Consider the following 22,853-nt stretch of genomic DNA (forward strand, 5'->3'; position numbering starts at 1 on the left):
GCGCCGGACGCGCGAAATGTACTGGAATGAGCTGTGCGTGGTGTCTGTAAAGGGAGGATGAGGGGAAAAATACCCAGGCTAATCCTCGGTAAATGATGGCCGTTTTGTTACCACTATCTCCTTTCACAGATGGAGATGATAATGAAACGGACAGTATTAACCCCCGCGCTTTCTGCCACCGCACTTCTGCTTGCCATGCAGGCGGCACACGCTGGTCCACAGGCGCATGTTGTATGCAGTTATTCCCACACCCTCGGCGATGATGCCATTATGATGTTCGGCATGCCCAACGAGGCTATGCTGCACGATTTTTTTGGTAACGTGCACACGGATGCTTACTCCAGCCGTGAATCGCTGCGTGCCCAGGAAAAGACCACCTGCGATAACAAAGCAGACAGCTCGGCCTACTGGGCTCCGTCGCTAAAATTGCCGGACGGAACGGTGGTCAAACCCGCCTATCAAAAAACCTATTATCAGGCATCGAACGTTGACGCCTGGCCGCTGCACCCGTTCCCGGCGGGGCTGTCGCTGCTGGCGGGCGATCACCACGGCACTGCGCCAAATCCGCATATCACCTTTTTATGCGCCAACGGCAAGGGCTACACCACCAGAACGGGTGAAGTCTGCGGCCTACGCAAGGCGAAGGATGCCGTGCAGTTTAATATCGGCATTCAGTTCCCGAACTGCTGGGACGGGGTCAACCTGAAGCCCGCCCACGGCCTGGCTAACGCCACCTACGATACGAAAGGACAGTGTCCGTCCGCCTTCCCGGTGAAGATCCCGACGGTGAACATGAATATTGCATACGTGCTTCCGACAATTAGCTCTCTGGATACCAGCAAAGTCCAGCTTTCCCTCGACCCCATCATGCATGGCAGTGAGCGTGAAGAGCGGTGGGGGAGCCTGTATACGGCGCATGCTGACTTCATGAACGGCTGGACGGAAGATGCCGCGCGCTTTATGACCGACCTGTGCATGAACCGGGGAATGGATTGCGGCACCACCGTACCGTATGGTTATTCAAAAGCGAAGGCTAACGTCTGGCTCAGCAGCATGGAACCCGCACTTTCACAGCCCGATCCCCAGGTCTTACTGGTGCAGGATAACTGGAAGAACGGTGGACGCACGAAAAACAGCGAAACATTGTCCCTGGTGAAGTTCAACATTCCTCCGCTGCCTGCCGGACAGGATCCTGCCCAGTTTAAATACCGCGTCAGAATTTATGGCGGGAAAGTGGAAACCAACGGCGCGGATCAAATCTTCTTCTATCCGGCGAGTAACGACTGGGATCCGGCCACCGTGAACTGGCATTCACGACCATCCTGCAACTATCGCTCGGATGCGGTGCTTTACCTGAACCACTCCCGCGAATACCGGATGGTGGACGTGGATAAAGCGGTGCGTAAGGCGCTGGCAGAAGGGAAAACCGAAATTTCATGGTATATCGGCGGCGATCGTCAGGGAAATCATTATCAGTTTGAGACGGGGTCATCTCCACAAAGCCTGATCCTGATGCTGACCGGGTTTAGCAAAACGCCGGAGATCTGATAGCCGGTAGCAAAAGGCATTCATAAAAAAAGCACCGGGGAGCCCGGTGCTTATTCTTCAGATCTTGCAGGCATCGCCGCAGTCGTCATCGGCGATAATCGCCTGGGCTTTTTTATCCGCATCGTCGAGACGTTCCGCGTTGCGCTCTTCTGCTTCATCCAGCCCGTTAAAGACTAAGTTATCGAGATTAATTTCCATGTGCCACCTGCGTTATTCAGTTTTTGATACTGGCACAGTATAAGTCAAAAAAAGCGGGCCAGGCACCCCTCAGCACATATGGATAATCCCTGCCATACTCAGTGCTTTATTGCTGAGGAAAGCCGATGATTACACTCTGTAAAACCTGCGGTACCGCTTACGATGAACAGCCCAAAAACTGCCCGATTTGCGACGATGAGCGCCAGTATGTCCCGGTGACGGGCCAGACATGGACGGACTTCGACAGCCTTACGACCACGCACACCAACAAATGGCAACAGCTGGAACCGCAGCTGTTCAGCATCAAAACCGTTCCCGCTTTTGCCATCAACCAGCGGGCGCTTCTGCTGCGTACGCCACAGGGCAATGTTCTGTGGGACTGCATCGCCAATCTTGATCCGGCGACCAGAGCGTTAGTGGACGCGCTCGGGGGCATCAGCGCGATCGCGATTTCGCACCCGCATTACTACACCACCATGCAGGAGTGGGCCGCCGCGTTTAACGCGCCGATCTACCTGCACGCCAGCGATCGGCAGTGGGTGATGCGTGACAGCCCGGCGATACGCTTCTGGGAGGAGGACGCCCTGGAGATTATGCCTTTGGTGACTCTGCTGCGGCTGGGCGGGCATTTTGCAGGCGGCACGGTGCTGCACTGGCAGTCAGGCGACGGCGTGCTGCTGGCCGGTGATATTTTGCAGGTTACACCCGGTAAGGACGCCGTGTCGTTTATGTGGAGTTATCCGAATATGCTGCCGCTGCCTGCCCGCACCGTTGAGTCGGTGATTGGCCGACTGACCGGGAAAACGTACCAGCGCCTGTACGGGGCCTTTGAAGGGCAGAACATCCCGGCGAACGCGGATGAGATCGTGCAGCGGTCGGGCCAGAAATATATTGCTTGTCTCGGCTAGGGCGCGGTGGTTAAATTTTACGAGTGTGATCGCGATCATACCTAAACTAAAACAGATAAAAGAGAAATGGCTATGCAACATATCATTGAAGGTTTTCTCAGCTTTCAAAAAGAGATTTTCCCGCAACGTAAAGAGCTTTTTCGTAGTTTAGCGTCCAGTCAGAATCCCAAAGCGCTGTTCATCTCCTGCTCCGACAGCCGTCTGGTTCCGGAACTGGTTACGCAACAGGAGCCAGGACAGCTCTTTGTCATTCGAAACGCGGGCAACATTGTGCCACCGTTCGGGCCGGAGCCTGGCGGCGTCTCTGCGACCATCGAATATGCTGTTGTTGCCCTGGGCGTGACCGATATCGTTATTTGCGGCCACTCCAACTGCGGCGCGATGAAGGCGATTGCTGACAACGCCGATCTGGAGCCGATGCCAGCCGTTTCCCACTGGCTGCGCTATTCTGATGCGGCAAAAGCGGTGGTTGAGAAGAAAACCTGGGATAAGCCAATCGATAAAGTGAATGCGATGGTGCAGGAGAACGTCTTTGCGCAGCTGAGCAACATTAAGACCCATCCGTCGGTGGCGGTAGGCCTGCGCAACAACGCCATTCGCCTGCACGGCTGGGTATATGACATCGAAAGCGGCAAAATCCTTGCCCTTGACAAGAACACTAAATCGTTCGTGTCGCTGTCGGAAAACCCGGACGTCTTCTTCGAGTAATCCGACACCGCAGGGCAGGGAAGCCCTGTTAAAACTCCGTGTAAGGTAACTTTCTTCGCACGCCCGACGCAGGTTTTCCAGCCGCTTTCGCCATCGCTTTACCAATTTCAGCGCACTCAGACAAACCCTGAACAAACGGATGATCGTGCATCAGCCAGGGGATCGCCCCAAAAGCGATGCGCCCCCGCAGTGATGCAGGCGCCAGCAACGTATAGTCTTCCCCCACGTCCGGGACGTCATCGCCGGTTTCCGCAAGCTGTTTACGCAGGGTGGGGAAGGGAATGTCTTTGTTTCTGAGCGGCTTTTGCCCGCGCGCGTCGATAAACACGTCGAAGCGGTAACTTTTTTCTGCCGTGGTGATGACGGTCTGATCGCTGCCGATATCCAGGTCGTAATCATCACCGAGTGCGACCACGCTAATGATCCCTGCCTCGCGCAGCGCCAGTAAACGGCGGATAGACTGCGGTGGAATGGCGGCATAATTATCAATAAACACACGCTCCAGCCCGGATTTAAACCGCTCTCTGTCATGCTCACTGAGTGAAGGGACGATGGCCTGAACCACTTCATGCAGACGAAGCACGGTATAGCGCCAGGCAACGGTGCGTTTCTCGCGCTTGTTACGCTCCACTTCTTTCAGATTCGCTTCGGCCCAGCTGAAGGGGCCATGCTTTTTACGATCCTCAAACCAGACATCACGAAGCGTGTCGGCACTCAGCGTACCGAGCGATATCTCCTGGCACCAGCGCGGATCGGCCAGCTCAAGCTCTTTCACCATCAGCGCAAAGATGCGGTCAAGCAGCCCGTCCGGGCCTTTGGTGATTTCGCTTGCCACCACAGACTCGGTTAACACCGACAGCGGTTCATAAGGGATAGGGCAGTAAAAGTCGGCCTCCGGCAGAACGCCCGTGCGGGACATCAGCGTGATTGTTAGCCCCTCGCTGCCTTTATTGACAACGAACTGCTCCCCGCTAAACCGGCCATGCTGCATCACAACCGCCATCGCGGCGTCCAGCCCGCTGAGGGAGGTACCCATGATCCCCACCTCACAGGCGCGGATCTCCGCGTCCATCAGCCCCGACCATGGGCTTGGGAAATATGCGCGGGTGGTTTCATCTTCATCAGGCCAGACGTGACCGGTGGCGACTACCGCAAGATCAAACCGCCTTGAGAAAGGGGCATTGTTCACTGAAAGGGCCACGCCGTCTGCATCAGCCTTAATATCTGTGACTTCTGCGTTGGGGTGCACCTCGACATGAAAGCCCGCCTTTTTTGCCTCAGCAACGACGGCAAGAAAGCGGTCGTGAAAATATTCACCCAACAGAATACGCGGCAGGAATTGCCGGTCGTGCAGCTTCTCACTGTCGACGTTATAGCGGGCAAGATGGGCCGCACTCTGCTGTTTGAGCCAGTCGAGGTAGGTAATAAAAATAGGCGGGATTTCGATACTGGCGATGTTCGCCAGCATCAGCCGGGAATTATCCTCGTCGCTGTAGGGCATCCCAACACCGGGTTGGTCTGCTTTTTCGAACACGGTGATCGAAAGCGGCGCTGCGTTGTTAAGAAGTGAGTAAAAGGTGTAAATCCCTGTTGGGCCTGAGCCGATAATGGCGATTTTTTTCATCGAAAGCGTTCCTGCGTTTCTGAACCATAAAACAAGCGTAGCAGGAGAAAGGCTAAGTCATTCAATGAAGGGAGAAATTAAGACGTTTAGAAGAGGGATGTAGCCCCCTTCCTGAACTTATGGGAAAGTCAATTCAATTGACTCTGGCTGATTAGATATAATTCTGCCTGATTTTCTGAAAGGAATAACTGTTTGGTCCCAGGTTTATCGATTATCTGTATGTGATAGGGGTTAAAAAGTACGGTAACTTTGCCGGTGGGTTTGACCTGCACGGCGTCAGTGAGGAGAACCAGCTGATTTTATCATGAGAATTCTCCTTCTTACGGTCAGTGTACTTTTTAACATGCAGGCTGATGCCGCCCGTGGAAGACAGCCCTGCTCTGGCTCAAAAGGTGGCATAGCACACTGTACATCGGATGGTCGTTTTGTCTGCAATGACGGCAGTCTGAGCCAGTCGAAGCGATTCTGTTCAGGTTATGGTGCCTCCGAACCGCCCCGGCAGGTAAAACCCTCCCCCTCCGCCAGTGTAAACGTTCTTTGTCTGTTATTCGCACTGATAAGACGCTTGCAGGTGGAAACCCACCTGAACGCGCTGGGTGATCTGTTACAGCGTCTGGCATTAAAGGACGCCGTTCGACCTTCCGGCTACATGGCGAACTTGCTGCATGGCTGGCGTTTATGCTTTCTGCATGAGTGATAAAAGGAGGGAAAATCATTACCAGGGCTGAAGAGTTTTGTCGTTCCTGAAATGTGAACACTGGCAGATGGATGCGCACGCATCGCTCAAAAAACGATCTTTTTCAGGCGGATACTGAGATCAGAAAAGCATATGACCTTGAACAGTAATCACAATGACTGGAGGGATATGCTAATGAAGCGACAAGATATTAACGCATTAAAGAATTTTGATTTTCTGGCACGCAGTTTTGCCCGTATGTACGCCCTGGGCCAGCCAGTTGATATCGATGCCGTGACCGGCAATATGAGTGATGAACAGCAGGTATGGTTCCGGGAGCGATATGACCACTACCGAAAGCAGGCTGAGCGGGCGAGAGTGATAGAACTGCGATGATGTAACGAACAACGGGCTTAACGGCCCGTTGCGTTTTTTAGGTTCCAGCTACATTTTGCAGGCTCCTGAGGTTGAAATATTGTGCGGTAACCTCATATAGAAAGCGGGTCAGGAATACCTGCCCGTAAGACATGAACTTTTTGAATATTCTTTTTTACTGTTCAGGAGGTACATGATGACTCTCAGAGCTTTTCCCATGTTGAACGATCTCTCCGACTCTCTGTTTGCGGACCGTTTTAACCGTATCGATCGCCTTTTTAGCCAGCTAACCGGCAGTACGCCGTTGCCCTCCACGCCTTCTTACAATATCCGGCGGGTGGGTGATAACCGCTATGAACTGACGCTCAGCGTGCCGGGCTGGAAAGAGAGCGAACTTGAAATTGAAACCGTTGGCGGTCAGCTGAATATCAGCGGTAAACGTGAAGAAGAGAAAACCGAAAACGGGGAAGAAGGGTGGATCCATCGGGGTATCAGCCGCAGCGACTTCCGGGCCAGCTATAGTCTGCCGGAGCATGTGAAAGTAACCGGCGCTTCGCTGGAAAACGGCTTGCTGGCGATTGAATTACACCAGGATATCCCGGAAGAAGAGAAACCGCAGCGCATCGCCATCAACAACAACCCGGCGATTGAACATAAGCCGTAATCATTGACTGACGTTGTTTTCACGCCCGGTAAACGCCGGGCGTTTTGCTAACCTGATGGGGCTTATGCCATTCCGCTTTTCCCGGTACGCGCGGGCTGGAGGTCACTTTCGATGTGCTTAAAAGGTTTGCTGCCTCTGCATGAGGCTGAACGGGAATGAAATGTGCGGAAAAACAGATTGGTGCGTCTGAATGGACTCGAACCATCGACCCCCACCATGTCAAGGTGGTGCTCTAACCAACTGAGCTACAGACGCAGAATGGTGCGTTCAATTGGACTCGAACCAACGACCCCCACCATGTCAAGGTGGTGCTCTAACCAACTGAGCTATGAACGCATTGTGTTGTCGGTGACAACGGGGACGAATATTAGCGGCACAGCCCCAAGGTGGCAAGAGGGAAAATGCATTTTTCTCTCTGATTTCACGCGATTGCTTCATTACCGCGCAAAGTGAAGAGAAAGTAGCCGCCAGCCGGCGGCTACTGTGTCATTAACGTGCAGCGCGCTGCAAAATGACCGCAGACGGCTGACGTTGCAGGAAGCGCATACGCAGCATCATCATAATGGCCGCAGACGTTAAGCCGATGATAAAGCCCATCCAGAATCCGGCTGGCCCCATGCGATCCACCACCAGATCCGTGAGCGCCAGAATGTACCCGCACGGCAGGCCCAGCACCCAGTAAGCGATAAAGGTGATGAAGAAGATGGAACGCGTATCTTTATACCCACGCAGCACGCCGCTGCCAATCACCTGGATGGAGTCAGAGATCTGATAAATGGCCGCCAGCAGCATCAGATGCGAGGCCAGGGTCACTACCTCCGGGTTGTCGTTATAGAGCAGGGCAATTTGCTCACGCAACAGCACGGTAAAGAGCGCGGTACAGACTGCCATGCAGACGCCGACGCCAAGGCCGGTACGGGCTGCCGTTTGCGCGTCCAGCGTCGAGCCTTGCCCCAGACGGAAGCCCACGCGAATCGTCACCGCAGCAGCCAGGGACATCGGCAGGACGAACATCAAAGAGCTGAAGTTCAGGGCGATCTGGTGTCCTGCCACATCAATAATCCCTAACGGCGAGACCAGCAGGGCGACGACGGCAAACAGCGTCACTTCGAAGAACAGCGCCAACGCAATGGGTAACCCCAGCTGAATGAGACGGGTCATGAGCGTCCAGTCAGGTGCGCTGAACGAGGTGTCGTTACGAATGTCACGCATGGATCGCGCATGTTTAATGTAGGTGAGCATACAGCCGAACATCACCCAGTACACCGCAGCCGTCGCCACGCCACAGCCGACGCCGCCGAGTTCCGGCATGCCAAAATGACCGTAAATGAAGATATAGTTCACGGGAATGTTCACCAGCAAGCCGATAAAGCCCATCACCATGCCCGGCTTGGTTTTTGCCAGCCCTTCACACTGGTTACGTGCCACCTGGAAGAACAGATAGCCGGGGGCGCCCCAGAGCAGGGCGCGTAGATAACCGACCGCCTTATCCGCCAGCGCCGGGTCGATATTATGCATGGCGCGAATAATATACCCGGCGTTCCACAGCACGATCATAATCAGGACGGAGACTCCCCCGGCGAGCCAAAAGCCCTGGCGCACCTGATGGGCCACGCGGTCGCGTCGACCGGAGCCGTTAAGCTGCGCGATAACCGGCGTCAGCGCCAGCAGCAGGCCGTGACCAAAAAGAATGGCCGGGAGCCAGATTGAGGTTCCGATCGCCACGGCGGCCATATCGGTGGCGCTGTAACCACCGGCCATTACCGTATCCACAAATCCCATTGCTGTTTGGGCTACCTGCGCGACGATCACCGGTATGGCCAGTGCCAATAACTGACGCGCTTCGATCATATACTTCTGCACGTGAACACCTTTGTATTGTAGTTATTTGAGAGACTAAAAAGGCCGCCGTTACTGGCAGCAAGAAGAAAAAACAGAGGGATGCCAGCTATTGTAGCGGGGTTTAACTAATTATCTAGTGAAAAAATCGCCAGAAATTGCGCATCACTGGCAACCTGTTTTTTCAACTGTTATTGTGGTGGGATTATACGGTGTCATCGCCGTTCGGAATGAACAGGAGCTGTAAGCATGTTTACTGGTATTGTGCAGGGCACTGCCAAAGTGGTGTCCATTGATGAAAAACCGAATTTCCGCACTCACGTGGTTGAGCTGCCTGAATATATGCTCGATGGCATTGAAACCGGGGCGTCGATAGCGCATAACGGCTGCTGCCTGACGGTGACCGAAATTAACGGTAACCAGATTAGCTTTGATTTAATGAAAGAGACGCTGCGCATCACTAACCTGGGTGAGCTGGTGGTGGGAGATATCGTCAACGTTGAACGCGCGGCGAAATTCAGCGATGAGATTGGCGGGCATCTGATGTCGGGTCATATTATGACCACCGCAGAAGTGGCGAAAATCGTGACCTCGGAAAATAACCGTCAAATCTGGTTTAAGGTGCAGGACCCGTCATTAATGAAATACATCCTTTATAAAGGATTTATTGGCATCGATGGGATTAGTCTGACCGTCGGTGAAGTGACGCCAACGCGTTTTTGCGTGCATTTAATTCCTGAAACGCTGCAACGTACTACGCTTGGCGCAAAAAAACTGGGGCAGCGCGTGAATATCGAAATTGATCCCCAGACCCAGGCGGTCGTGGATACCGTTGAGCGCGTGCTGGCGGCGAAAGAGGCGGCGATAATAAAGACCGTGGAAGAAGAATAAAAAATAACCCCGGTTAACCGGGGTTATTTTTTAGCGGGCCACCCGCAAGCCGTGCTCAATCCCACGGCTAAAGACCACCTGCCATAGCTGTATATCCCGCGCGCGGAACGCGCCCGCACAGGCATTCAGATAATAGCTAAACATCCGTTTGAATCGTTCCGAATAGTTGTCGGCGATTTCAGGCCATGCAGCCTGGAAACGTTCATGCCAGGCCATTAGGGTCGTGTCGTAATCTGCGCCGAAGTTATGCCAGTCTTCCACAATAAAATGCGGTTCGCTGGCGTTCGCAATATGGCGAACAGAGGGTAAACAGCCATTCGGGAAGATATATTTGTTGATCCACGGGTCCACATTGTTATCGGTGCGTTTAGAGCCGATGGTGTGCAGCAGGAAAATTCCGTCAGGCTTCAGGTTACGATCGGCGACCTCGAAGTAGGTTTTGTAGTTCTTCGGCCCCACGTGCTCGAACATACCTACGGAAACAATACGATCGAACTGCTCGTTCAGGTCGCGGTAGTCCTGAAGCCGGATATCAACATCCAGTCCCAGACAGCGCTCCTGCGCCATCTTCTGCTGTTCAGCCGAAATCGTGACGCCGACTACGCTGACGCCGTAATTTTTCGCCATAAACCAGGCAAGACCACCCCAGCCACAGCCGATGTCCAGCACACGCATGCCGGGCTGTAACTGCAATTTATCGCAGATCAGTTGCAGCTTGTCCTGCTGCGCCTCTTCCAGGGTCGTCGCTTTTTTCCAGTATCCGCAGGAGTACTGCATTAAAGGATCGAGCATACGGCTGAACAGATCGTTGCCCAGGTCGTAATGCTCTTTACCGACGATCCACGCCCGTTTTTTACTTTGCAGATTGAACAGGCGGGCGGAAGCGATACGTAAAGTATCTTTGAAATGACGAGGGAGCTGTTTTTCAAGACCGGCGCGTAATACGCTGGAGAAGAACATATCCAGCCGCTCACACTCCCACCAGCCGTCCATATAGCTTTCACCCAGCCCTAACGATCCCTCCTGTAACACGCGTTTGAAAAAATCGGGATGCTTAATCTGGGGATCGGAGGGGGATGAGCCATTAATCGTAATGCCCGCACGTCCCAACAGTTCACTGACGATCCGGGACCAGTTATCGTCCGGAACGCTGACTTCTTCTATACACGATGAACTCATAGCTTCTCCATCACCTTGCTGTGATCAGAACCTTAAAACAGCGTAGACGCTTTTTTGGTTTGTGAGAAATCTCACGGTAAATGCCCGCGAGGCTAATATCCGACGTAGAACAGAGGAAGGGAGATAACCCTTGCCGAAATGCCTTCCATGGTAAAACGGGAGCGCTCCGGCTCCCGTTAACACTTAATATTTATCGTATTTAATCGAACCAAATTCAGTATAGGCCGCAAAATTAGGTGATTCAACAGAAAATTGTTAGCAACCTAATCACTGGTTTTTAACATAGTTTCCCACGCAATCAGGCGTGCGACGTTTCTGTCTGCGCGTTTTCACTCTGCTCGCGATGAGCTGAGGACTGCATGCGATAGCCCAATCCCGCCAGCGCAACGGTGACCAGCATCACGCTGGTGGTGGTGAGCAGCGGGGTTGCAATCAACGCAGAGACCACGAGACTTGCCAGGAAGCACAGGCCAAGTTGCAGGGTATTTTGCAGCGCGGCAGCGCGGCCTGTCGCCTGCGGAAATGGACGCAACGCCTGAGCTACAACAATAGGGTAGATGGCCCCGTTAGCGATCGCCATGACGCAGAACGGAATCAAAATTTCTGCAAGCCCGGCGCCCGGAATAAAGCCGACAGCCCAGGTCGCAATCACGCTTAGCGCATACAGCACCAGCAGCCAGGGCAGCATCTGTTGGCCTTCCCATTTTTGCAGCGCGGCGCGACAGCCATAGCCACCCACCAGGAAGGCGATGGTCTGTGGTACATAGCTCAGGCCGATAGCCGCCGGGCTGTAGCCCATGTCATGCAGAATGAACGGCGAACCGGTTAGCCAGGCAAAGAAGCTGGCAGAGCAGGCGGCATAAATCAGCACGTTACCGCGATAGGCTTTCGACCGCAGTAAAGAGGTAAAGGTAATGGGCTTCGCGTCCGGATGCGTCGCTTTTTTATGCGCCGGTTTAAGTCCGAACGCGGGCAGCATCAGGACCAGCGTAATAGCAAAGAGCGTGGCGAAAATGGCCTGCCAGTCGAAATGCGCGAGGATCCAGCTGCCCAGTAATGGGGCGAGTGCTGGCGACAGGCCGACCAGCGGCATAATGGTGGCGAATATCCGGTTAGTGCGCGAGGCGGGGTAGTAATCGGTCACCAGCGCCTGCCAGGTGACCGCAGCGGCACAGACACCGACCGCCTGAATAAAGCGCAGCGCCAGCAGCCAGGCGGCATCGCGGACCCACAGCATGCCCAGACAGCCTACGGCAAAAATCGCCAGACCCAATAACAGGACGGGCTTACGGCCAAAACGATCCGAGAGCGGCCCCCACAGCAATTGCGCAAAAGCAAAACCGGCGAGGAACAAACTCAAACTGGCGCTGATGGCGGCGGCAGGGGTTTGCAAATCTTCCTGCATCGCGGCGAACGCGGGCAGATACATGTCGGTCGCCAAAAAGCCCAGCACGCTTAAGCCGCCGAGCCAGACTAAAAATCCTTTCCTGGGTTGCACTGTTTTTTCTCCTGAGGAGTCAGGTGTACGTTGGCGCAGAGTGTAGGGAGTGCAAAGCGGCTTGTGAAACGCTAATATTTGGCGGGTGCATTCAAAAATTTTGCAGGCTAAAGATGTGGTCAGATTATTCCCTTGAAGTGGTTGATGCCGTGGCGCGTAACGGCAGCTTTACCGGCGCCGCCCAGGAGCTGCATCGCGTTCCCTCGGCTATCAGCTATACGGTGCGCCAGCTGGAAGCGTGGCTGGCGGTCCCGCTGTTTGAGCGGCGCCATCGCGACGTGGAGCTCACGCCTGCCGGCGCGTGGTTTTTGAAGGAAGGGCGATCTGTTATCAAAAAAATGCAGATCACCCGTGAGCAGTGCCAGCAGATCGCCAACGGCTGGCGCGGGCATCTCGCTATTGCGGTGGATAACATCGTTAAGCCGGAGCGGACCCGGCAGATGATCGTCGATTTCTATCGTCATTTTTCCGACGTCGAACTGCGTGTATCGCAGGAAGTGTTCAACGGCGTCTGGGATGCGCTGGCGGACGGCAGGGCGGAGATGGCGATTGGTGCGACCCAGGCGATCCCGGTTGGGGGGCGCTACGCGTTTCGCGACATGGGCATGCTGAGCTGGACCTGCGTGGTCGCGCGCGATCACCCGCTGGCGGCGCTGGAAGGTCCGCTGAGCGATGACACCTTACGCAACTGGCCCTCGCTGGTGCTGGAAGATACCTCCCGCTCGCTGCCCAAGCGCATTACCTGGCTGCTGGATAATCAGCGCCGCGTGGTCGCGCCGGACTGGGAGTCGTCGGCCACCTGTCTGAGCGCGGGGCTGTGCGTTGGCATGGTGCCGGTGCATTTTGCGCGCCCGCGCATCGACGCGGGAGAGTGGGTGGCTCTGACGCTGGAAAACCCCTTCCCGGATGCCGCGTGCTGTCTGACGTGGCAGCAAAACGACGTCTCGCCCGCCATGGCCTGGCTGCTGGATTATCTGGGCGACAGTGAAACGCTGAACCGGGAGTGGTTGCGGGAACCAGCATAGCTGGCCCCGTAATGAGATTAACGACGGTAGTCGCGGAACGGACCGTCCGCAACGGAACGGCGTTCAATCAGGCGCGGGTGGACTTCAATGGACTGGGACTGTTCACGCTTGTTGACGATCCTGTCCAGCAGCATATTGAAGGCCGTTTCACCCAGCGAATCTTTCGGCTGGTGAATGGTGGTCAGCGCCGGGGTAAAGAAGCGAGCGTTGCGCACGTTGTCATAGCCGATCACCGAGATATCCTGCGGGACGCGCAGGCCGAGTTCATCCGCCGCGCAGAGCGCGCCCATCGCCATGATGTCGCCGCCGCAGAACACCGCAGTAGGGCGATGCGGCTGGGAGACGATCTGCTGCATGGCGCGGTAGCCCGACTCCGGCTCGAAGTCGCCCTGAACAATCCAGTTTTCCGGCACGGTGATCAGCGCCTCTTCCATCGCTTTCATGAAACCGGCCAGACGACCAGCCCCGGTGTTACGCTCCAGCGGACCCGGGATCACGCCAATTTCACGATGACCGCGTTCTACCAGATAACGCCCCGCCATGTAGCCGCCTTCAAAGGCGTTATCAATAACGGAGTCGGTAAAGTCTGCGCGCGCTTCGCCCCAGTCCATGACCACCATCGGAATGTGGCGATACTCTTCCAGCATGGAAAGGACCGACTCGGGGTATTCAGAACACATTACCAGCAGGCCGTCGACGCGCTTTTGCGCCATCATTGACAGGTAAGCGCGCTGTTTTTCAATGTTGTTCCACGCGTTGCCCAGAATCAGGGTATAGCCTTTCTGGAAGCAGTTTTTTTCAACGGCTTCGATGATTTCAGCAAAGTAGGCCGCTTCACTGCTGGTGGCCAGCAGACCAATCGATTTGGTGTGATTAACCTTCAGACTGCGGGCGACCGCACTTGGCGAGTAGTGCAGCTCTTTGATTGCCGCCCAGACGGCATTACGCGTCTCTTCAGCGACGAAACGCGTTTTGTTAATAACATGTGATACGGTTGTAGTGGAAACGTTTGCGCGTTTTGCTACGTCTTTAATTGTTGCCATTAAATGTCACTCCAGACCATATCCTAAGCTCCTGAAAAAATTGAAGGTAAACGTTTGCCTTCTCTCACCCTTATTACGCAAACATGAGTTGCGACACGCCGGGAAAACGACACAGGACGTCAGGAGGGGGTCAGTGGCCGGTACGCTAATAAATTTAGCGTGGAATTTTGTCCTATCTTGATGAAAAGGGGAAGAGGTAAAGTGGATATCCGTTTAAATCCTGGAAGATTTTTGACCTGAACTGTGTAAAAATGAGCAAGCTCACTTTTCGTAGGGTGAATAAAAGGAGAAAAATTGATGAGTACCGATCTGAAGTTTTCGCTGTTTACCACCATTGTTGTTCTTGCTCTGATTGTTGCCGGTGGTTTAACCGCTGCGCTGCACTGATTCAGGAGGGGGGAGAACCTTCTCCCTCTCTTGCCGCTATTGTTACCTCTCCGGCAAAAATCTTTTGCCAAAATGTTAACTTCTCATTTTTTGTGATTGATGTCATGCTTTTGACTTCTTAGTTCTGTGCCGGGTTATGGCACGGTATCCGGAGTCTCTTCATGAAAATCAATTTTCCCCTGCTGGCCCTGGCGATTGGCGCCTTCGGGATTGGCACCACTGAATTCTCCCCGATGGGGTTATTGCCTGTTATCGCCCGGGGTGTGGACGTCTCTATCCCTGCGGCCGGTATGTTAATTAGCGCCTACGCGATTGGCGTGATGGTGGGCGCGCCGCTGATGACGCTGCTGCTTTCGCACCGCGCTCGCCGCAATGCGCTGATTTTCCTGATGGCGATTTTCACCCTCGGAAATGTGCTTTCCGCGATTTCGCCCGATTACACCACTCTGATGCTTTCGCGCATTCTGACCAGCCTCAATCATGGCGCCTTCTTCGGACTGGGCTCGGTTGTCGCCGCCAGTGTGGTGCCAAAACATAAGCAGGCCAGCGCGGTAGCCACTATGTTTATGGGTCTCACCATCGCTAATATCGGCGGCGTTCCCGCTGCCACCTGGCTGGGAGAAGCCATCGGCTGGCGTATGTCTTTCCTCGCAACCGCCGGACTGGGCGTGGTCGCGATGGTTGCGCTGTTCTTCTCACTGCCGAAAGGAAGTGCGGGAGAACGTCCGGAAGTACGCAAAGAGCTGGCGGTGCTAATGCGTCCTCAGGTGTTGTCCGCGCTGCTCACCACGGTGCTGGGGGCGGGGGCGATGTTTACGCTCTACACCTATATCTCCCCGGTGTTGCACGACATTACCCACGCAACGCCACTCTTTGTTACCGCGATGCTGGTGCTGATTGGTGTCGGGTTCTCGATTGGCAACTATCTCGGCGGGAAATTTGCCGACCGCTCCGTCAGCGGGACGCTGAAAGGTTTTTTAACGCTGCTGATTGTCATCATGGTGGCGATCCCGTGGCTGGCGCGTAACGAAGTGGGTGCCGCGATTGCCATGGTGGTGTGGGGCGCCGCAACCTTTGCCGTGGTGCCACCGTTGCAGATGCGCGTAATGCGCGTTGCGCACGAAGCGCCGGGGCTCTCTTCGTCCGTGAATATCGGTGCGTTTAACCTGGGCAATGCGCTGGGGGCCGCAGCGGGTGGGGCGGTGATCTCCGGTGGTCTGGGTTACAGCTTTGTGCCGGTGATGGGGGCGATCATTGCCGCACTCGGTCTGCTGCTGGTGATGATGTCTGGTCGTAAACAGCCTGAAGCGGTGTGTACGGCGGAATAAACAAAAACGCAGAAGGGCTTCCCCTTCTGCGTGTCTCTTACGCGGCGAAGTTCTTCGCAACAAATTCCCAGTTAACCAGTGCCCAGAAGTGTTCCAGGTAGTTCGGGCGCGCATTACGGTAATCAATGTAATAGGCGTGTTCCCATACGTCCACGGTCATCAGCGGCGTGGCGCTGGTGGTCAGAGGGGTACCCGCATTAGAGGTGGAAACGATAGCCAGTTTGCCATCAGCCTCTTTGACCAGCCAGGTCCAGCCGGAGCCAAAGTTTTTAACGGCGGCGTCAGTAAACTTCGCTTTAAAATCCGCGAAACTGCCGAACGCGGCGTTAATCGCTGCCGCCAGCTCACCGGCAGGTTCTCCGCCTGCATTGGGGGCCAGGCAGTGCCAGTAGAAGGTGTGGTTCCACACCTGAGCGGCGTTGTTGAATACGCCACCGTCTGAACTGCGCACGATCTCTTCCAGCGTTTTGCCTTCAAAATCGGTGCCCTTGATCAGATTGTTCAGGTTGGTGACATAGGTCTGGTGATGCTTGCCGTAATGGTACTCCAGGGTTTCCGCGGAAATATGCGGGGCCAGGGCGTCTTTTGCATACGGTAGTGCAGGTAATTCGAACGACATTGCTTCTCTCCTTATAGTTTTATACGTTGCCAATAACCCTACAGACAACAAGGACAGAATAGCAAATTGAAAGGGTATGCAAAAGAGGAACTTACCCTGCCACGGAGGCGGCAGGGCAGGGGCTAGCGGATGGTTTTTGGCGTCATCACGCGGCGTGCACCCACATAGTGGCGCACCCAGTAATCTTCGCTGAGGGAGGTGATCTGAATGTCCTGACCGCTGCGCGGTGACTGGATAAATTTACCGTTACCCACATACACCCCAACGTGATCGGCCGTACCGCGTCCCTGGGTGCGGAAGAACACCAGGTCGCCATTTTGCAGTTCGCCACGGTTTACAGGCGCGGCGTCGCGCAGATGGTACATCTCATTGGCGGTGCGCGGAATGCGAAACTTCACCAGATCTTTATAGGCATAATAAACCAGCCCACTACAGTCAAAACCGGTGCGCGGAGAAGTGCCGCCCCAGCGATACGGTTTACCTATTTGCCCCATCAGTTTGTTCATCGCCGTTTTTTGCGCTTTCTGCATACGCGCTTTATGCACGTCAGCCAGCTTCGTCACTTTTGCACATTTCGTTTTATGGCCTTTGCGCACGGTGCATTTTTCATTCACCAGGCTGGCAGTCGTGCGGGTGGTTTTGTGTGTGCCGGAACGGAGAGTTTTGGTTTTACTGGAGGCGGTCTTTTTGGTCTGAGCGGTGGTTTTCTTCTTTACTGTTTTGCTGGTGGTTTTTTTCTTACGTTCTGTGGTTTTTGCCAGATGCGATTTTTGTACAGCAGAATGCCGCGCCTGTTCAGAGGCGTTCGCCGCTGGCGTAAATGAGAGTGTGGTAAACAGTAAAGCACAGAGCGTCATCGAGATTTTAGTTATCCGCGCCACTGGGCAGTCCCCTGATAAATGCAGGCCACAATGCATACCCGCGTGAGATTTACAAAACCTGTCGATTCTAATCCATAAAATCAGAAGAAGTTAATAGCATTTTTCATTCAAAAATTGTGTTTCGTTAGCAAGTGCAAAAAAATTCACCATTCTGTCGTACTCTTGTTCGCTCCTTAAGCAAAACCGCACCCCGTCTGGCGATAAACGACATTAGCAATGCAACTTTATGCGATAAGCGATAAAATAATTAGACGTGACAAAAATGTTATTTTCCGATGTCGGCCTGACCCGCTACAATGTCAGACTGATGCCGTAACAGAAGTTAAAGGAAGCAAGACATGAGCACCACTATTGAAAAAATTCAGCGCCAGATCGCTGAAAACCCGATTCTCCTGTACATGAAAGGTTCTCCGAAGCTGCCAAGCTGCGGCTTCTCCGCGCAAGCGGTCCAGGCGCTGTCCGCCTGTGGTGAGCGTTTTGCTTACGTTGATATCCTGCAAAACCCGGACATTCGCGCTGAACTGCCAAAATACGCCAACTGGCCGACCTTCCCGCAGCTGTGGGTTGATGGTGAACTGGTTGGCGGATGCGACATCCTGATTGAAATGTATCAGCGCGGCGAACTGCAACAGCTGATCAAAGAGACTGCGGCGAAGTATAAAACCGAAGAGCCGGACGCAGAATAAGTTTTCTGCGGATATAAAAAAGCGACCACATTATGTTGGTCGCTTTTTTTTGTCCTGTGGGGCTGTTAATTACCCAACCTACGATTGAGGATCGGCCTCGTCGCCCATCGGCAGCGGCCAGCCGCCGAGACGTTTCCAGCGGTTGACGATCTCACAGAACAGCTCCGCCGTACGCTCGGTGTCGTATAACGCGGAATGTGCCTGGGTGCCGTCAAACGCAATACCCGCCGTGATGCAGGCTTTAGAGAGCACGGTTTGCCCCAGCGCCAGGCCGCTCAGCGCGGCGGTGTCGAAGGTCACAAACGGATGGAATGGATTACGCTTCAGCGAGGCGCGCTCGGCGGCAGCCATGGTGAAGCTGTGATCGAACGTAGCGTTATGGGCCACCATGATGGCGCGGCTACAGTCATTCTCTTTCATGCCTTTGCGCACCATTTTGAAAATGGCGTGCAGCGCCTCGTATTCGCTTACCGCCCCGCGCAGCGGGTTTGTCGGATCGATACCGTTAAAGGCCAGCGCCTCTGGCTGTAAGTTTGCCCCTTCAAAGGGTTCAACGTGGAAATGCAGCGTGGTGTCCGGTACAAGCCAGCCCTGTTCATCCATCTTCAGCGTGATGGCGGCAATCTCAAGCAGCGCATCGGTTTTAGCGTTAAATCCGGCTGTTTCTACATCAATAACAACGGGATAAAAACCACGAAAACGGTCGCACAGACCGGTAAATTGAGCGTTATCGGACATCAGGGTCTCTTACAAGGGGGAAAAAGCAGTGCGCATTATGGCAAATTTTGAGAGGGGATGCAGCAAAACAACGGGCGCATAGTGCGCCCTGCGGGATCAATTGCCCAGACCGCGACCAGCGTCTTTGGCTTCGATCAGTTCGATTTTATAACCGTCCGGATCTTCCACAAACGCAATGACGGTGGTACCGCCTTTAACCGGACCGGCTTCACGGGTGACGTTACCGCCATTGCTGCGGATACGTTCGCAGGCTTCGGCGGCGTTATCCACTTCCAGCGCGATGTGGCCGTAAGCTGTACCCAGCTCGTAGCTGTCCACGCCCCAGTTGTAAGTCAGCTCGATGACCGCTTCATCAGATTCCGGGCCGTAACCAACAAACGCCAGAGAGTATTTATATTCCGGATTTTCGCTGGTGCGCAGCAGCTTCATGCCCAGAACGTTAGTGTAGAAATCGATGGAACGTTGCAGGTCGCCAACGCGCAGCATGGTGTGAAGTAGGCGCATAATTTCCTCATTAAACAGTGGAATGAATTATCTTTTTGAACAGAAACGATGTTTTAGTATAGCGGCGAAAGGTCGCCGCTATCAATGTACAAAGCGGGATTACAGTGAAGGGTAGTCGGTATAACCTTCCGCGCCGCCGCCATAGAAACTTTCAGGGCGCTGTGGGTTCAGTTCGGCTTTCTTCTGCAAACGGGCAACCAGATCCGGGTTAGCAATGTAATCGCGGCCAAAGGCCACGGCGTCGATCAGGCCTTTCCCGATCAGATCCTCGGCTTTCTCTGCCGTATACGCGCCCGCCCCGATAATCACGCCGTGGAAGCGCTCGCGCACTTTCTGGCGGAAGGCTTCACTGTAAGGCTTGCCACCTGCCCAGTCCGGCTCGGACATGTGCAGATAGGCGATACCGCGTTTCGCCAGCTCTTCAATCAGATACAGCGCGTCTGCTTCTTCGTTCGGACCGTTGTCGACGTTCTGGAAAGTACCGATCGGGGAGACACGAATACCAATGCGGTCTGCGCTCCACTCATTACAGACAGCATCGACCACTTCAAGCACCAGGCGCGCGCGGTTTTCAACGCTGCCGCCGTACTGGTCGGTACGCTGGTTGGAAGACGGGGACAGGAACTGATGCAGCAGGTAACCGTGCGCAGAGTGCAGCTCAACCAGGTCGAAGCCCGCTTCACGGGCGTTGGCGACGGCCTGACGGAAATCATTCACGATACCCGGGATCTCGTCCAGCTCCAGCGCGCGTGGCGTGGTGGTGTCAACGCGGATCGCATTACCGTTTTCATCGCGCAGGGAAGTGCGGGTATTGGCGTTCAGGGCAGAGGCCGAAACCGGCGCCTGACCGCCAGGCTGGATGCTGCTGTGTGAGATACGACCGGTGTGCCACAGCTGAACGGCAATACGACCATCTTCAGCATGCACGCCTGCGGTGATTTTTTTCCACGCGGCGATCTGTTCCGGGCTGTGCAGACCCGGCGCACCGGCGTAGCCTTTTGCCTGGGCAGAAATCTGCGTGGCTTCGGAAATAATCAGGCCCGCGCTGGCGCGCTGACGATAATACTCACCCATCAATGGCGTTGGGATATCGCCCGGCTCGATGCTGCGCAGACGGGTGAGTGGGGCCATAAACACGCGGTTTGGGGCAGTAACGGCACCCACTTTCAGTGGGGTAAACAGCTTTTCAGCGGACATAATGGCTCCTGAGTAGACCAGTCGACTAGTAAAAGGGTAAATAAAAACGCCGGCTACACGCCAGGCGCGGTTATACAGTTTTTCACATGCGCCAGCGCGCTTTCGAGCGGCACGGCGCTGCGAGACATTTTTGCTTGCAGGTTGGCGCCTAACCAGAGGGAATAGAGCACCTGTGCCTGCGTGAGCGGATCGCCGGAGAAGGAGAGCGTTTTTTCATTGCGCCCGCTCTCCAGCGCCTGAGCCAACAGGGCAATCACGCCGCTGGCTCCTTTATCCATGGCGGTGCGCATATCTTCGGAGAGATCGCACACTTCGGCAGACAGTTTTACCGTCAGGCAGCCGCTGATGATGCCCTGCTGACAGAACTGCGTCAGCGTTTCCTGATAGTAGTTCAGAACACGATCCCGGTAGTCACCTTCACCGCTGGCGAAGTGGGCTGCCAGGCGCTGATGGTAGCTGGCGTAGTGCCGCTCCAGCATGGCAACGCCAAACGCCTCTTTGGATCGAAAATAGTGATAAAACGATCCCTTAGGTACTTCAGCAGTTTTTAACAACTCGCTCAGCCCCATCCCGGTAAACCCGCGATGCATGCAAAGGCGCTCGCCGGTAGCCAGCAAATGTTCTCGTGTATCGTGTTCAGTGTGTCTGCTCATGCCCTTACTCTAATAGACCGTTCGGTCTAATGCAAGCCCGCTTAGCGACGACACTGCGACAGAATATCCAGCTGCGGCTGATAAACCGCTGATTTCACGTCCATCATGCCCAGAACGGTGGCGAATAAATTGTCCTGTGAAACCGCCTCTTTTGCGGCATGGTCACGCAGGCAATCCGTGTTTACGCCGAAGTTTTTCGCATAATCCGGGGAGAGCCAGAACATAAACGGAATATGCGTTTGCTGCTCCGGGGCCAGCATATACGGCGTACCGTGCAGGTAAATTCCGCTCTCACCCAGCGATTCACCGTGATCGGAGAGGTAAATGAGCGCCGTGTTCATGTTGGCCTGCCGGGCTTTCAGCGCGTCGATGGTTCGGCTGACGACGCTGTCGGTATACAGAATCGTGTTGTCATAGGTATTGATCAGCGACTGATGATCGCAATCCTGTATTTCATTGGTATCGCAGGTTGGGGTGAACTTGCGGAAGTTGTCCGGGTAGCGTTTGTAATAGGCCGGACCGTGGCTGCCCATCAGGTGAATAACCAGAACCGTATCCTGCTTTATTCCATCCAGCACATTGTCCAGGCGGTACAGGTTGACGTCGTCGATACAGGATTTGTCCTTACAGAACTGATCCAGTTTCCACTGGGTCATGTCCGTGTGCGGCACGCGGTCGCAGGCGCCTTTACACCCGCCGTCGTTGTCGCGCCACAGCAGGTTGAACCCGGCATGGTTAAGGACATCGAGCAGACCTTCCTGATGATGGGCGAGGTCCGCGTCATATTTTTTCCGCGTCATACCGGAGAACATGCAGGGGACGGAAACGGCGGTTTCCGTGCCACAGGAGGAGGCCCGCGGGAAGTTGATGACATCCTGCTTTTTCAGCTCTGGGTTGGTTTCACGCGGGTAACCATTTAACGAGTAGTTTGCGGCGCGGGAGGCTTCACCCACCACCACAACCAGCACGGTTTTCTTGCGTTGGCCGGAAATCAGCGCGCCTTTATGAGCATCTTCGCCAATGCGGACCAGCGTCTGGTCGCCGGCAAACCAACGCATTTTGCTGTATTTCACCAGGGCGCTCACGTAATTCGCCGGGGTGACCATTTTGACGATGCTTTTATTATTACGGAACAGCGAAGCATAGTCTTTATAGAACACTGACGCGACCAGGATGATCACCAGCAGCGCACCCAGCATAGCGGCGAAGCGCGTCAGGAGGGCATACCACCATTTTCCTGTGCGAATGCGCGTCAGGGCTAACACAACAGATGGAACCAGACCCGCTACGACCAGCCACAGGATCATCTGCGGCGTCACCAGGGCAGTCGCTTCCTGAGAATTAGTCTCGAACACGTTCACAATCATGTTCTGATCGATAACCGTACCATAGGAATACATAAACCAGGTCGCGGCGGCACATCCCAGGGTCAGGACAATCAGGAGCGGCTTACGAATAAAGGGGATATTTAACAGGCTGAAGACAATCACCCAGCCGCAGAACAGTACCAGCGGCACGCTGGCAGCAAACAGGACATCGTGCAGATGCGCAGGCGCAATGATTGACCAGCTGCGCTGGATAAACAGTGCATTCAGTACGGTGAAGAAAAGTGCACAGCCCAGAGTAAATTTTATATCGTTACAGTGTAACTTTTTAGTGAACCACATGATGAACAGACCATTCG

At 54.5% G+C, this 22,853-nt stretch carries 23 protein-coding genes, 2 tRNA genes and 1 pseudogene; 11 read left to right on the top strand and 15 right to left on the bottom strand.

What is annotated here, in order from left to right:
* The first annotated feature begins 141 nt into the window (after positions 1-141).
* Positions 142-1,548, top strand: coding sequence for a DUF1996 domain-containing protein (locus ACNQ0W_RS09645; protein ID WP_062932589.1), 1,407 nt, complete (start codon positions 142-144; stop codon positions 1,546-1,548).
* A 57-nt stretch (positions 1,549-1,605) separates the two neighbouring features.
* Here the strand turns inward: ACNQ0W_RS09645 and ACNQ0W_RS09650 are convergent, their stop codons facing one another.
* Positions 1,606-1,746, bottom strand: coding sequence for a hypothetical protein (locus ACNQ0W_RS09650; protein ID WP_062932590.1), 141 nt, complete (start codon positions 1,744-1,746; stop codon positions 1,606-1,608).
* 125 nt (positions 1,747-1,871) lie between these two features.
* Between ACNQ0W_RS09650 and ACNQ0W_RS09655 the strand changes: the two genes are divergently transcribed.
* Both ACNQ0W_RS09655 and ACNQ0W_RS09660 read left to right on the top strand, forming a co-directional pair.
* On the top strand, positions 1,872-2,654 hold the full coding sequence (locus tag ACNQ0W_RS09655) for an MBL fold metallo-hydrolase (protein WP_045329727.1): 783 nt from the start codon (positions 1,872-1,874) through the stop codon (positions 2,652-2,654).
* A gap of 72 nt (positions 2,655-2,726) precedes the next feature.
* Entirely contained in the window at positions 2,727-3,362 is a 636-nt protein-coding gene (locus ACNQ0W_RS09660; protein WP_015570694.1) for a carbonic anhydrase, read from the top strand.
* Positions 3,363-3,390: 28 nt separating this feature from the next.
* Here the strand turns inward: ACNQ0W_RS09660 and ACNQ0W_RS09665 are convergent, their stop codons facing one another.
* Positions 3,391-4,986, bottom strand: coding sequence for an FAD-NAD(P)-binding protein (locus tag ACNQ0W_RS09665; RefSeq protein ID WP_116329890.1), 1,596 nt, complete (start codon positions 4,984-4,986; stop codon positions 3,391-3,393).
* Between the two features lie 343 nt (positions 4,987-5,329).
* On the opposite strand from ACNQ0W_RS09665, the pseudogene ACNQ0W_RS09670 reads away from it, so the two are divergent.
* The 3 genes and pseudogenes from ACNQ0W_RS09670 to ACNQ0W_RS09680 all read left to right on the top strand — a co-directional run.
* Positions 5,330-5,458, top strand: a pseudogene (locus ACNQ0W_RS09670) (hypothetical protein); the annotation flags it as partial.
* 399 nt (positions 5,459-5,857) lie between these two features.
* Positions 5,858-6,058 carry a cell surface composition regulator GlgS gene (gene glgS, locus ACNQ0W_RS09675; RefSeq protein WP_049019332.1) on the top strand — a complete coding sequence of 67 codons (201 nt, stop codon included), beginning with the start codon at positions 5,858-5,860 and terminating at the stop codon, positions 6,056-6,058.
* Positions 6,059-6,230: 172 nt separating this feature from the next.
* Entirely contained in the window at positions 6,231-6,701 is a 471-nt protein-coding gene (locus ACNQ0W_RS09680) for an Hsp20 family protein (RefSeq protein ID WP_026080712.1), read from the top strand.
* A 178-nt stretch (positions 6,702-6,879) separates the two neighbouring features.
* On the opposite strand, the gene ACNQ0W_RS09685 is transcribed toward ACNQ0W_RS09680, so the two are convergent.
* The 3 genes from ACNQ0W_RS09685 to mdtK all read right to left on the bottom strand — a co-directional run bounded on the left by ACNQ0W_RS09685 (position 6,880) and on the right by mdtK (position 8,564).
* Positions 6,880-6,956, bottom strand: a tRNA-Val gene (locus tag ACNQ0W_RS09685).
* A gap of 4 nt (positions 6,957-6,960) precedes the next feature.
* Positions 6,961-7,037 (bottom strand) — tRNA-Val (locus tag ACNQ0W_RS09690).
* A 153-nt stretch (positions 7,038-7,190) separates the two neighbouring features.
* Complete coding sequence (gene mdtK / locus ACNQ0W_RS09695) at positions 7,191-8,564, bottom strand: MdtK family multidrug efflux MATE transporter (RefSeq protein ID WP_017384611.1); 1,374 nt, start codon at positions 8,562-8,564, stop codon at positions 7,191-7,193.
* A 225-nt stretch (positions 8,565-8,789) separates the two neighbouring features.
* Between mdtK and ACNQ0W_RS09700 the strand changes: the two genes are divergently transcribed.
* Positions 8,790-9,431: a riboflavin synthase gene (locus ACNQ0W_RS09700; RefSeq protein ID WP_017384610.1), complete on the top strand. Its 642-nt coding sequence runs from the start codon at positions 8,790-8,792 to the stop codon at positions 9,429-9,431.
* 30 nt (positions 9,432-9,461) lie between these two features.
* Here the strand turns inward: ACNQ0W_RS09700 and cfa are convergent, their stop codons facing one another.
* Together cfa and punC are read right to left on the bottom strand one after the other, a co-directional pair.
* Positions 9,462-10,610, bottom strand: coding sequence for a cyclopropane fatty acyl phospholipid synthase (cfa, locus tag ACNQ0W_RS09705; protein WP_047051416.1), 1,149 nt, complete (start codon positions 10,608-10,610; stop codon positions 9,462-9,464).
* Positions 10,611-10,908: 298 nt separating this feature from the next.
* On the bottom strand, positions 10,909-12,108 hold the full coding sequence (gene punC / locus ACNQ0W_RS09710; protein ID WP_017384608.1) for a purine nucleoside transporter PunC: 1,200 nt from the start codon (positions 12,106-12,108) through the stop codon (positions 10,909-10,911).
* 113 nt (positions 12,109-12,221) lie between these two features.
* Here punC and punR point away from each other — a divergent pair, with 113 nt between their 5' ends.
* On the top strand, positions 12,222-13,133 hold the full coding sequence (punR, locus tag ACNQ0W_RS09715) for a DNA-binding transcriptional activator PunR (protein ID WP_003857638.1): 912 nt from the start codon (positions 12,222-12,224) through the stop codon (positions 13,131-13,133).
* Positions 13,134-13,150: 17 nt separating this feature from the next.
* Here punR and purR read toward each other — a convergent pair whose 3' ends face one another.
* Positions 13,151-14,176, bottom strand: a complete 1,026-nt coding sequence (gene purR / locus ACNQ0W_RS09720; RefSeq protein WP_003857634.1) for an HTH-type transcriptional repressor PurR — start codon at positions 14,174-14,176, stop codon at positions 13,151-13,153.
* Positions 14,177-14,473: 297 nt separating this feature from the next.
* Here purR and ACNQ0W_RS09725 point away from each other — a divergent pair, with 297 nt between their 5' ends.
* Together ACNQ0W_RS09725 and ACNQ0W_RS09730 are read left to right on the top strand one after the other, a co-directional pair.
* On the top strand, positions 14,474-14,563 hold the full coding sequence (locus ACNQ0W_RS09725; protein ID WP_003857632.1) for a YnhF family membrane protein: 90 nt from the start codon (positions 14,474-14,476) through the stop codon (positions 14,561-14,563).
* A gap of 161 nt (positions 14,564-14,724) precedes the next feature.
* Positions 14,725-15,891 (top strand): MFS transporter, encoded by a 1,167-nt coding sequence (locus ACNQ0W_RS09730; RefSeq protein ID WP_017384607.1) that lies wholly within the window; start codon positions 14,725-14,727, stop codon positions 15,889-15,891.
* A 37-nt stretch (positions 15,892-15,928) separates the two neighbouring features.
* On the opposite strand, the gene sodB is transcribed toward ACNQ0W_RS09730, so the two are convergent.
* Both sodB and ACNQ0W_RS09740 read right to left on the bottom strand, forming a co-directional pair.
* The gene (gene sodB, locus ACNQ0W_RS09735) at positions 15,929-16,510 is read right to left on the bottom strand and encodes a superoxide dismutase [Fe] (protein ID WP_017384606.1); all 582 of its coding nucleotides are present in this window, start codon (positions 16,508-16,510) and stop codon (positions 15,929-15,931) included.
* A gap of 122 nt (positions 16,511-16,632) precedes the next feature.
* On the bottom strand, positions 16,633-17,391 hold the full coding sequence (locus ACNQ0W_RS09740; protein WP_045338780.1) for a C40 family peptidase: 759 nt from the start codon (positions 17,389-17,391) through the stop codon (positions 16,633-16,635).
* A 338-nt stretch (positions 17,392-17,729) separates the two neighbouring features.
* Here ACNQ0W_RS09740 and grxD point away from each other — a divergent pair, with 338 nt between their 5' ends.
* Positions 17,730-18,077, top strand: a complete 348-nt coding sequence (grxD, locus tag ACNQ0W_RS09745) for a monothiol glutaredoxin 4 (protein ID WP_003832760.1) — start codon at positions 17,730-17,732, stop codon at positions 18,075-18,077.
* Positions 18,078-18,155: 78 nt separating this feature from the next.
* Here the strand turns inward: grxD and rnt are convergent, their stop codons facing one another.
* From rnt to eptA, 5 genes are all read right to left on the bottom strand, one after another.
* Positions 18,156-18,815 (bottom strand): ribonuclease T, encoded by a 660-nt coding sequence (gene rnt / locus ACNQ0W_RS09750; protein WP_047051409.1) that lies wholly within the window; start codon positions 18,813-18,815, stop codon positions 18,156-18,158.
* Positions 18,816-18,911: 96 nt separating this feature from the next.
* A complete protein-coding gene (gloA, locus tag ACNQ0W_RS09755; protein WP_003857623.1) occupies positions 18,912-19,319 on the bottom strand; it encodes a lactoylglutathione lyase in 408 nt (135 codons plus the stop codon).
* Between the two features lie 99 nt (positions 19,320-19,418).
* Positions 19,419-20,516 (bottom strand): alkene reductase, encoded by a 1,098-nt coding sequence (locus ACNQ0W_RS09760; RefSeq protein WP_015570682.1) that lies wholly within the window; start codon positions 20,514-20,516, stop codon positions 19,419-19,421.
* Between the two features lie 53 nt (positions 20,517-20,569).
* On the bottom strand, positions 20,570-21,169 hold the full coding sequence (locus ACNQ0W_RS09765) for a TetR/AcrR family transcriptional regulator (RefSeq protein ID WP_003857618.1): 600 nt from the start codon (positions 21,167-21,169) through the stop codon (positions 20,570-20,572).
* A gap of 41 nt (positions 21,170-21,210) precedes the next feature.
* A complete protein-coding gene (eptA, locus tag ACNQ0W_RS09770) occupies positions 21,211-22,836 on the bottom strand; it encodes a phosphoethanolamine transferase EptA (RefSeq protein ID WP_062932718.1) in 1,626 nt (541 codons plus the stop codon).
* Positions 22,837-22,853 lie beyond the last annotated feature (17 nt).

Origin of the sequence: Enterobacter cloacae complex sp. 6730903 (assembly GCF_048283985.1) — a bacterium.
Lineage (GTDB): Bacteria > Pseudomonadota > Gammaproteobacteria > Enterobacterales > Enterobacteriaceae > Enterobacter > Enterobacter hormaechei_C.

What these genes read in the sequence shown, in the direction of transcription:
- ACNQ0W_RS09645 (WP_062932589.1), top strand. Translation starts at nt 142, where the DNA reads ATGAAACGGACAGTATTAACCCCCGCGCTTTCTGCCACCGCACTTCTG.
- ACNQ0W_RS09650 (WP_062932590.1), bottom strand. Translation starts at nt 1,746, where the DNA reads ATGGAAATTAATCTCGATAACTTAGTCTTTAACGGGCTGGATGAAGCA.
- ACNQ0W_RS09655 (WP_045329727.1), top strand. Translation starts at nt 1,872, where the DNA reads ATGATTACACTCTGTAAAACCTGCGGTACCGCTTACGATGAACAGCCC.
- ACNQ0W_RS09660 (WP_015570694.1), top strand. Translation starts at nt 2,727, where the DNA reads ATGCAACATATCATTGAAGGTTTTCTCAGCTTTCAAAAAGAGATTTTC.
- ACNQ0W_RS09665 (WP_116329890.1), bottom strand. Translation starts at nt 4,986, where the DNA reads ATGAAAAAAATCGCCATTATCGGCTCAGGCCCAACAGGGATTTACACC.
- glgS (WP_049019332.1), top strand. Translation starts at nt 5,858, where the DNA reads ATGAAGCGACAAGATATTAACGCATTAAAGAATTTTGATTTTCTGGCA.
- ACNQ0W_RS09680 (WP_026080712.1), top strand. Translation starts at nt 6,231, where the DNA reads ATGATGACTCTCAGAGCTTTTCCCATGTTGAACGATCTCTCCGACTCT.
- ACNQ0W_RS09700 (WP_017384610.1), top strand. Translation starts at nt 8,790, where the DNA reads ATGTTTACTGGTATTGTGCAGGGCACTGCCAAAGTGGTGTCCATTGAT.
- cfa (WP_047051416.1), bottom strand. Translation starts at nt 10,610, where the DNA reads ATGAGTTCATCGTGTATAGAAGAAGTCAGCGTTCCGGACGATAACTGG.
- punR (WP_003857638.1), top strand. Translation starts at nt 12,222, where the DNA reads ATGTGGTCAGATTATTCCCTTGAAGTGGTTGATGCCGTGGCGCGTAAC.
- purR (WP_003857634.1), bottom strand. Translation starts at nt 14,176, where the DNA reads ATGGCAACAATTAAAGACGTAGCAAAACGCGCAAACGTTTCCACTACA.
- ACNQ0W_RS09725 (WP_003857632.1), top strand. Translation starts at nt 14,474, where the DNA reads ATGAGTACCGATCTGAAGTTTTCGCTGTTTACCACCATTGTTGTTCTT.
- ACNQ0W_RS09730 (WP_017384607.1), top strand. Translation starts at nt 14,725, where the DNA reads ATGAAAATCAATTTTCCCCTGCTGGCCCTGGCGATTGGCGCCTTCGGG.
- sodB (WP_017384606.1), bottom strand. Translation starts at nt 16,510, where the DNA reads ATGTCGTTCGAATTACCTGCACTACCGTATGCAAAAGACGCCCTGGCC.
- grxD (WP_003832760.1), top strand. Translation starts at nt 17,730, where the DNA reads ATGAGCACCACTATTGAAAAAATTCAGCGCCAGATCGCTGAAAACCCG.
- rnt (WP_047051409.1), bottom strand. Translation starts at nt 18,815, where the DNA reads ATGTCCGATAACGCTCAATTTACCGGTCTGTGCGACCGTTTTCGTGGT.
- gloA (WP_003857623.1), bottom strand. Translation starts at nt 19,319, where the DNA reads ATGCGCCTACTTCACACCATGCTGCGCGTTGGCGACCTGCAACGTTCC.
- ACNQ0W_RS09760 (WP_015570682.1), bottom strand. Translation starts at nt 20,516, where the DNA reads ATGTCCGCTGAAAAGCTGTTTACCCCACTGAAAGTGGGTGCCGTTACT.
- ACNQ0W_RS09765 (WP_003857618.1), bottom strand. Translation starts at nt 21,169, where the DNA reads ATGAGCAGACACACTGAACACGATACACGAGAACATTTGCTGGCTACC.
- eptA (WP_062932718.1), bottom strand. Translation starts at nt 22,836, where the DNA reads ATGTGGTTCACTAAAAAGTTACACTGTAACGATATAAAATTTACTCTG.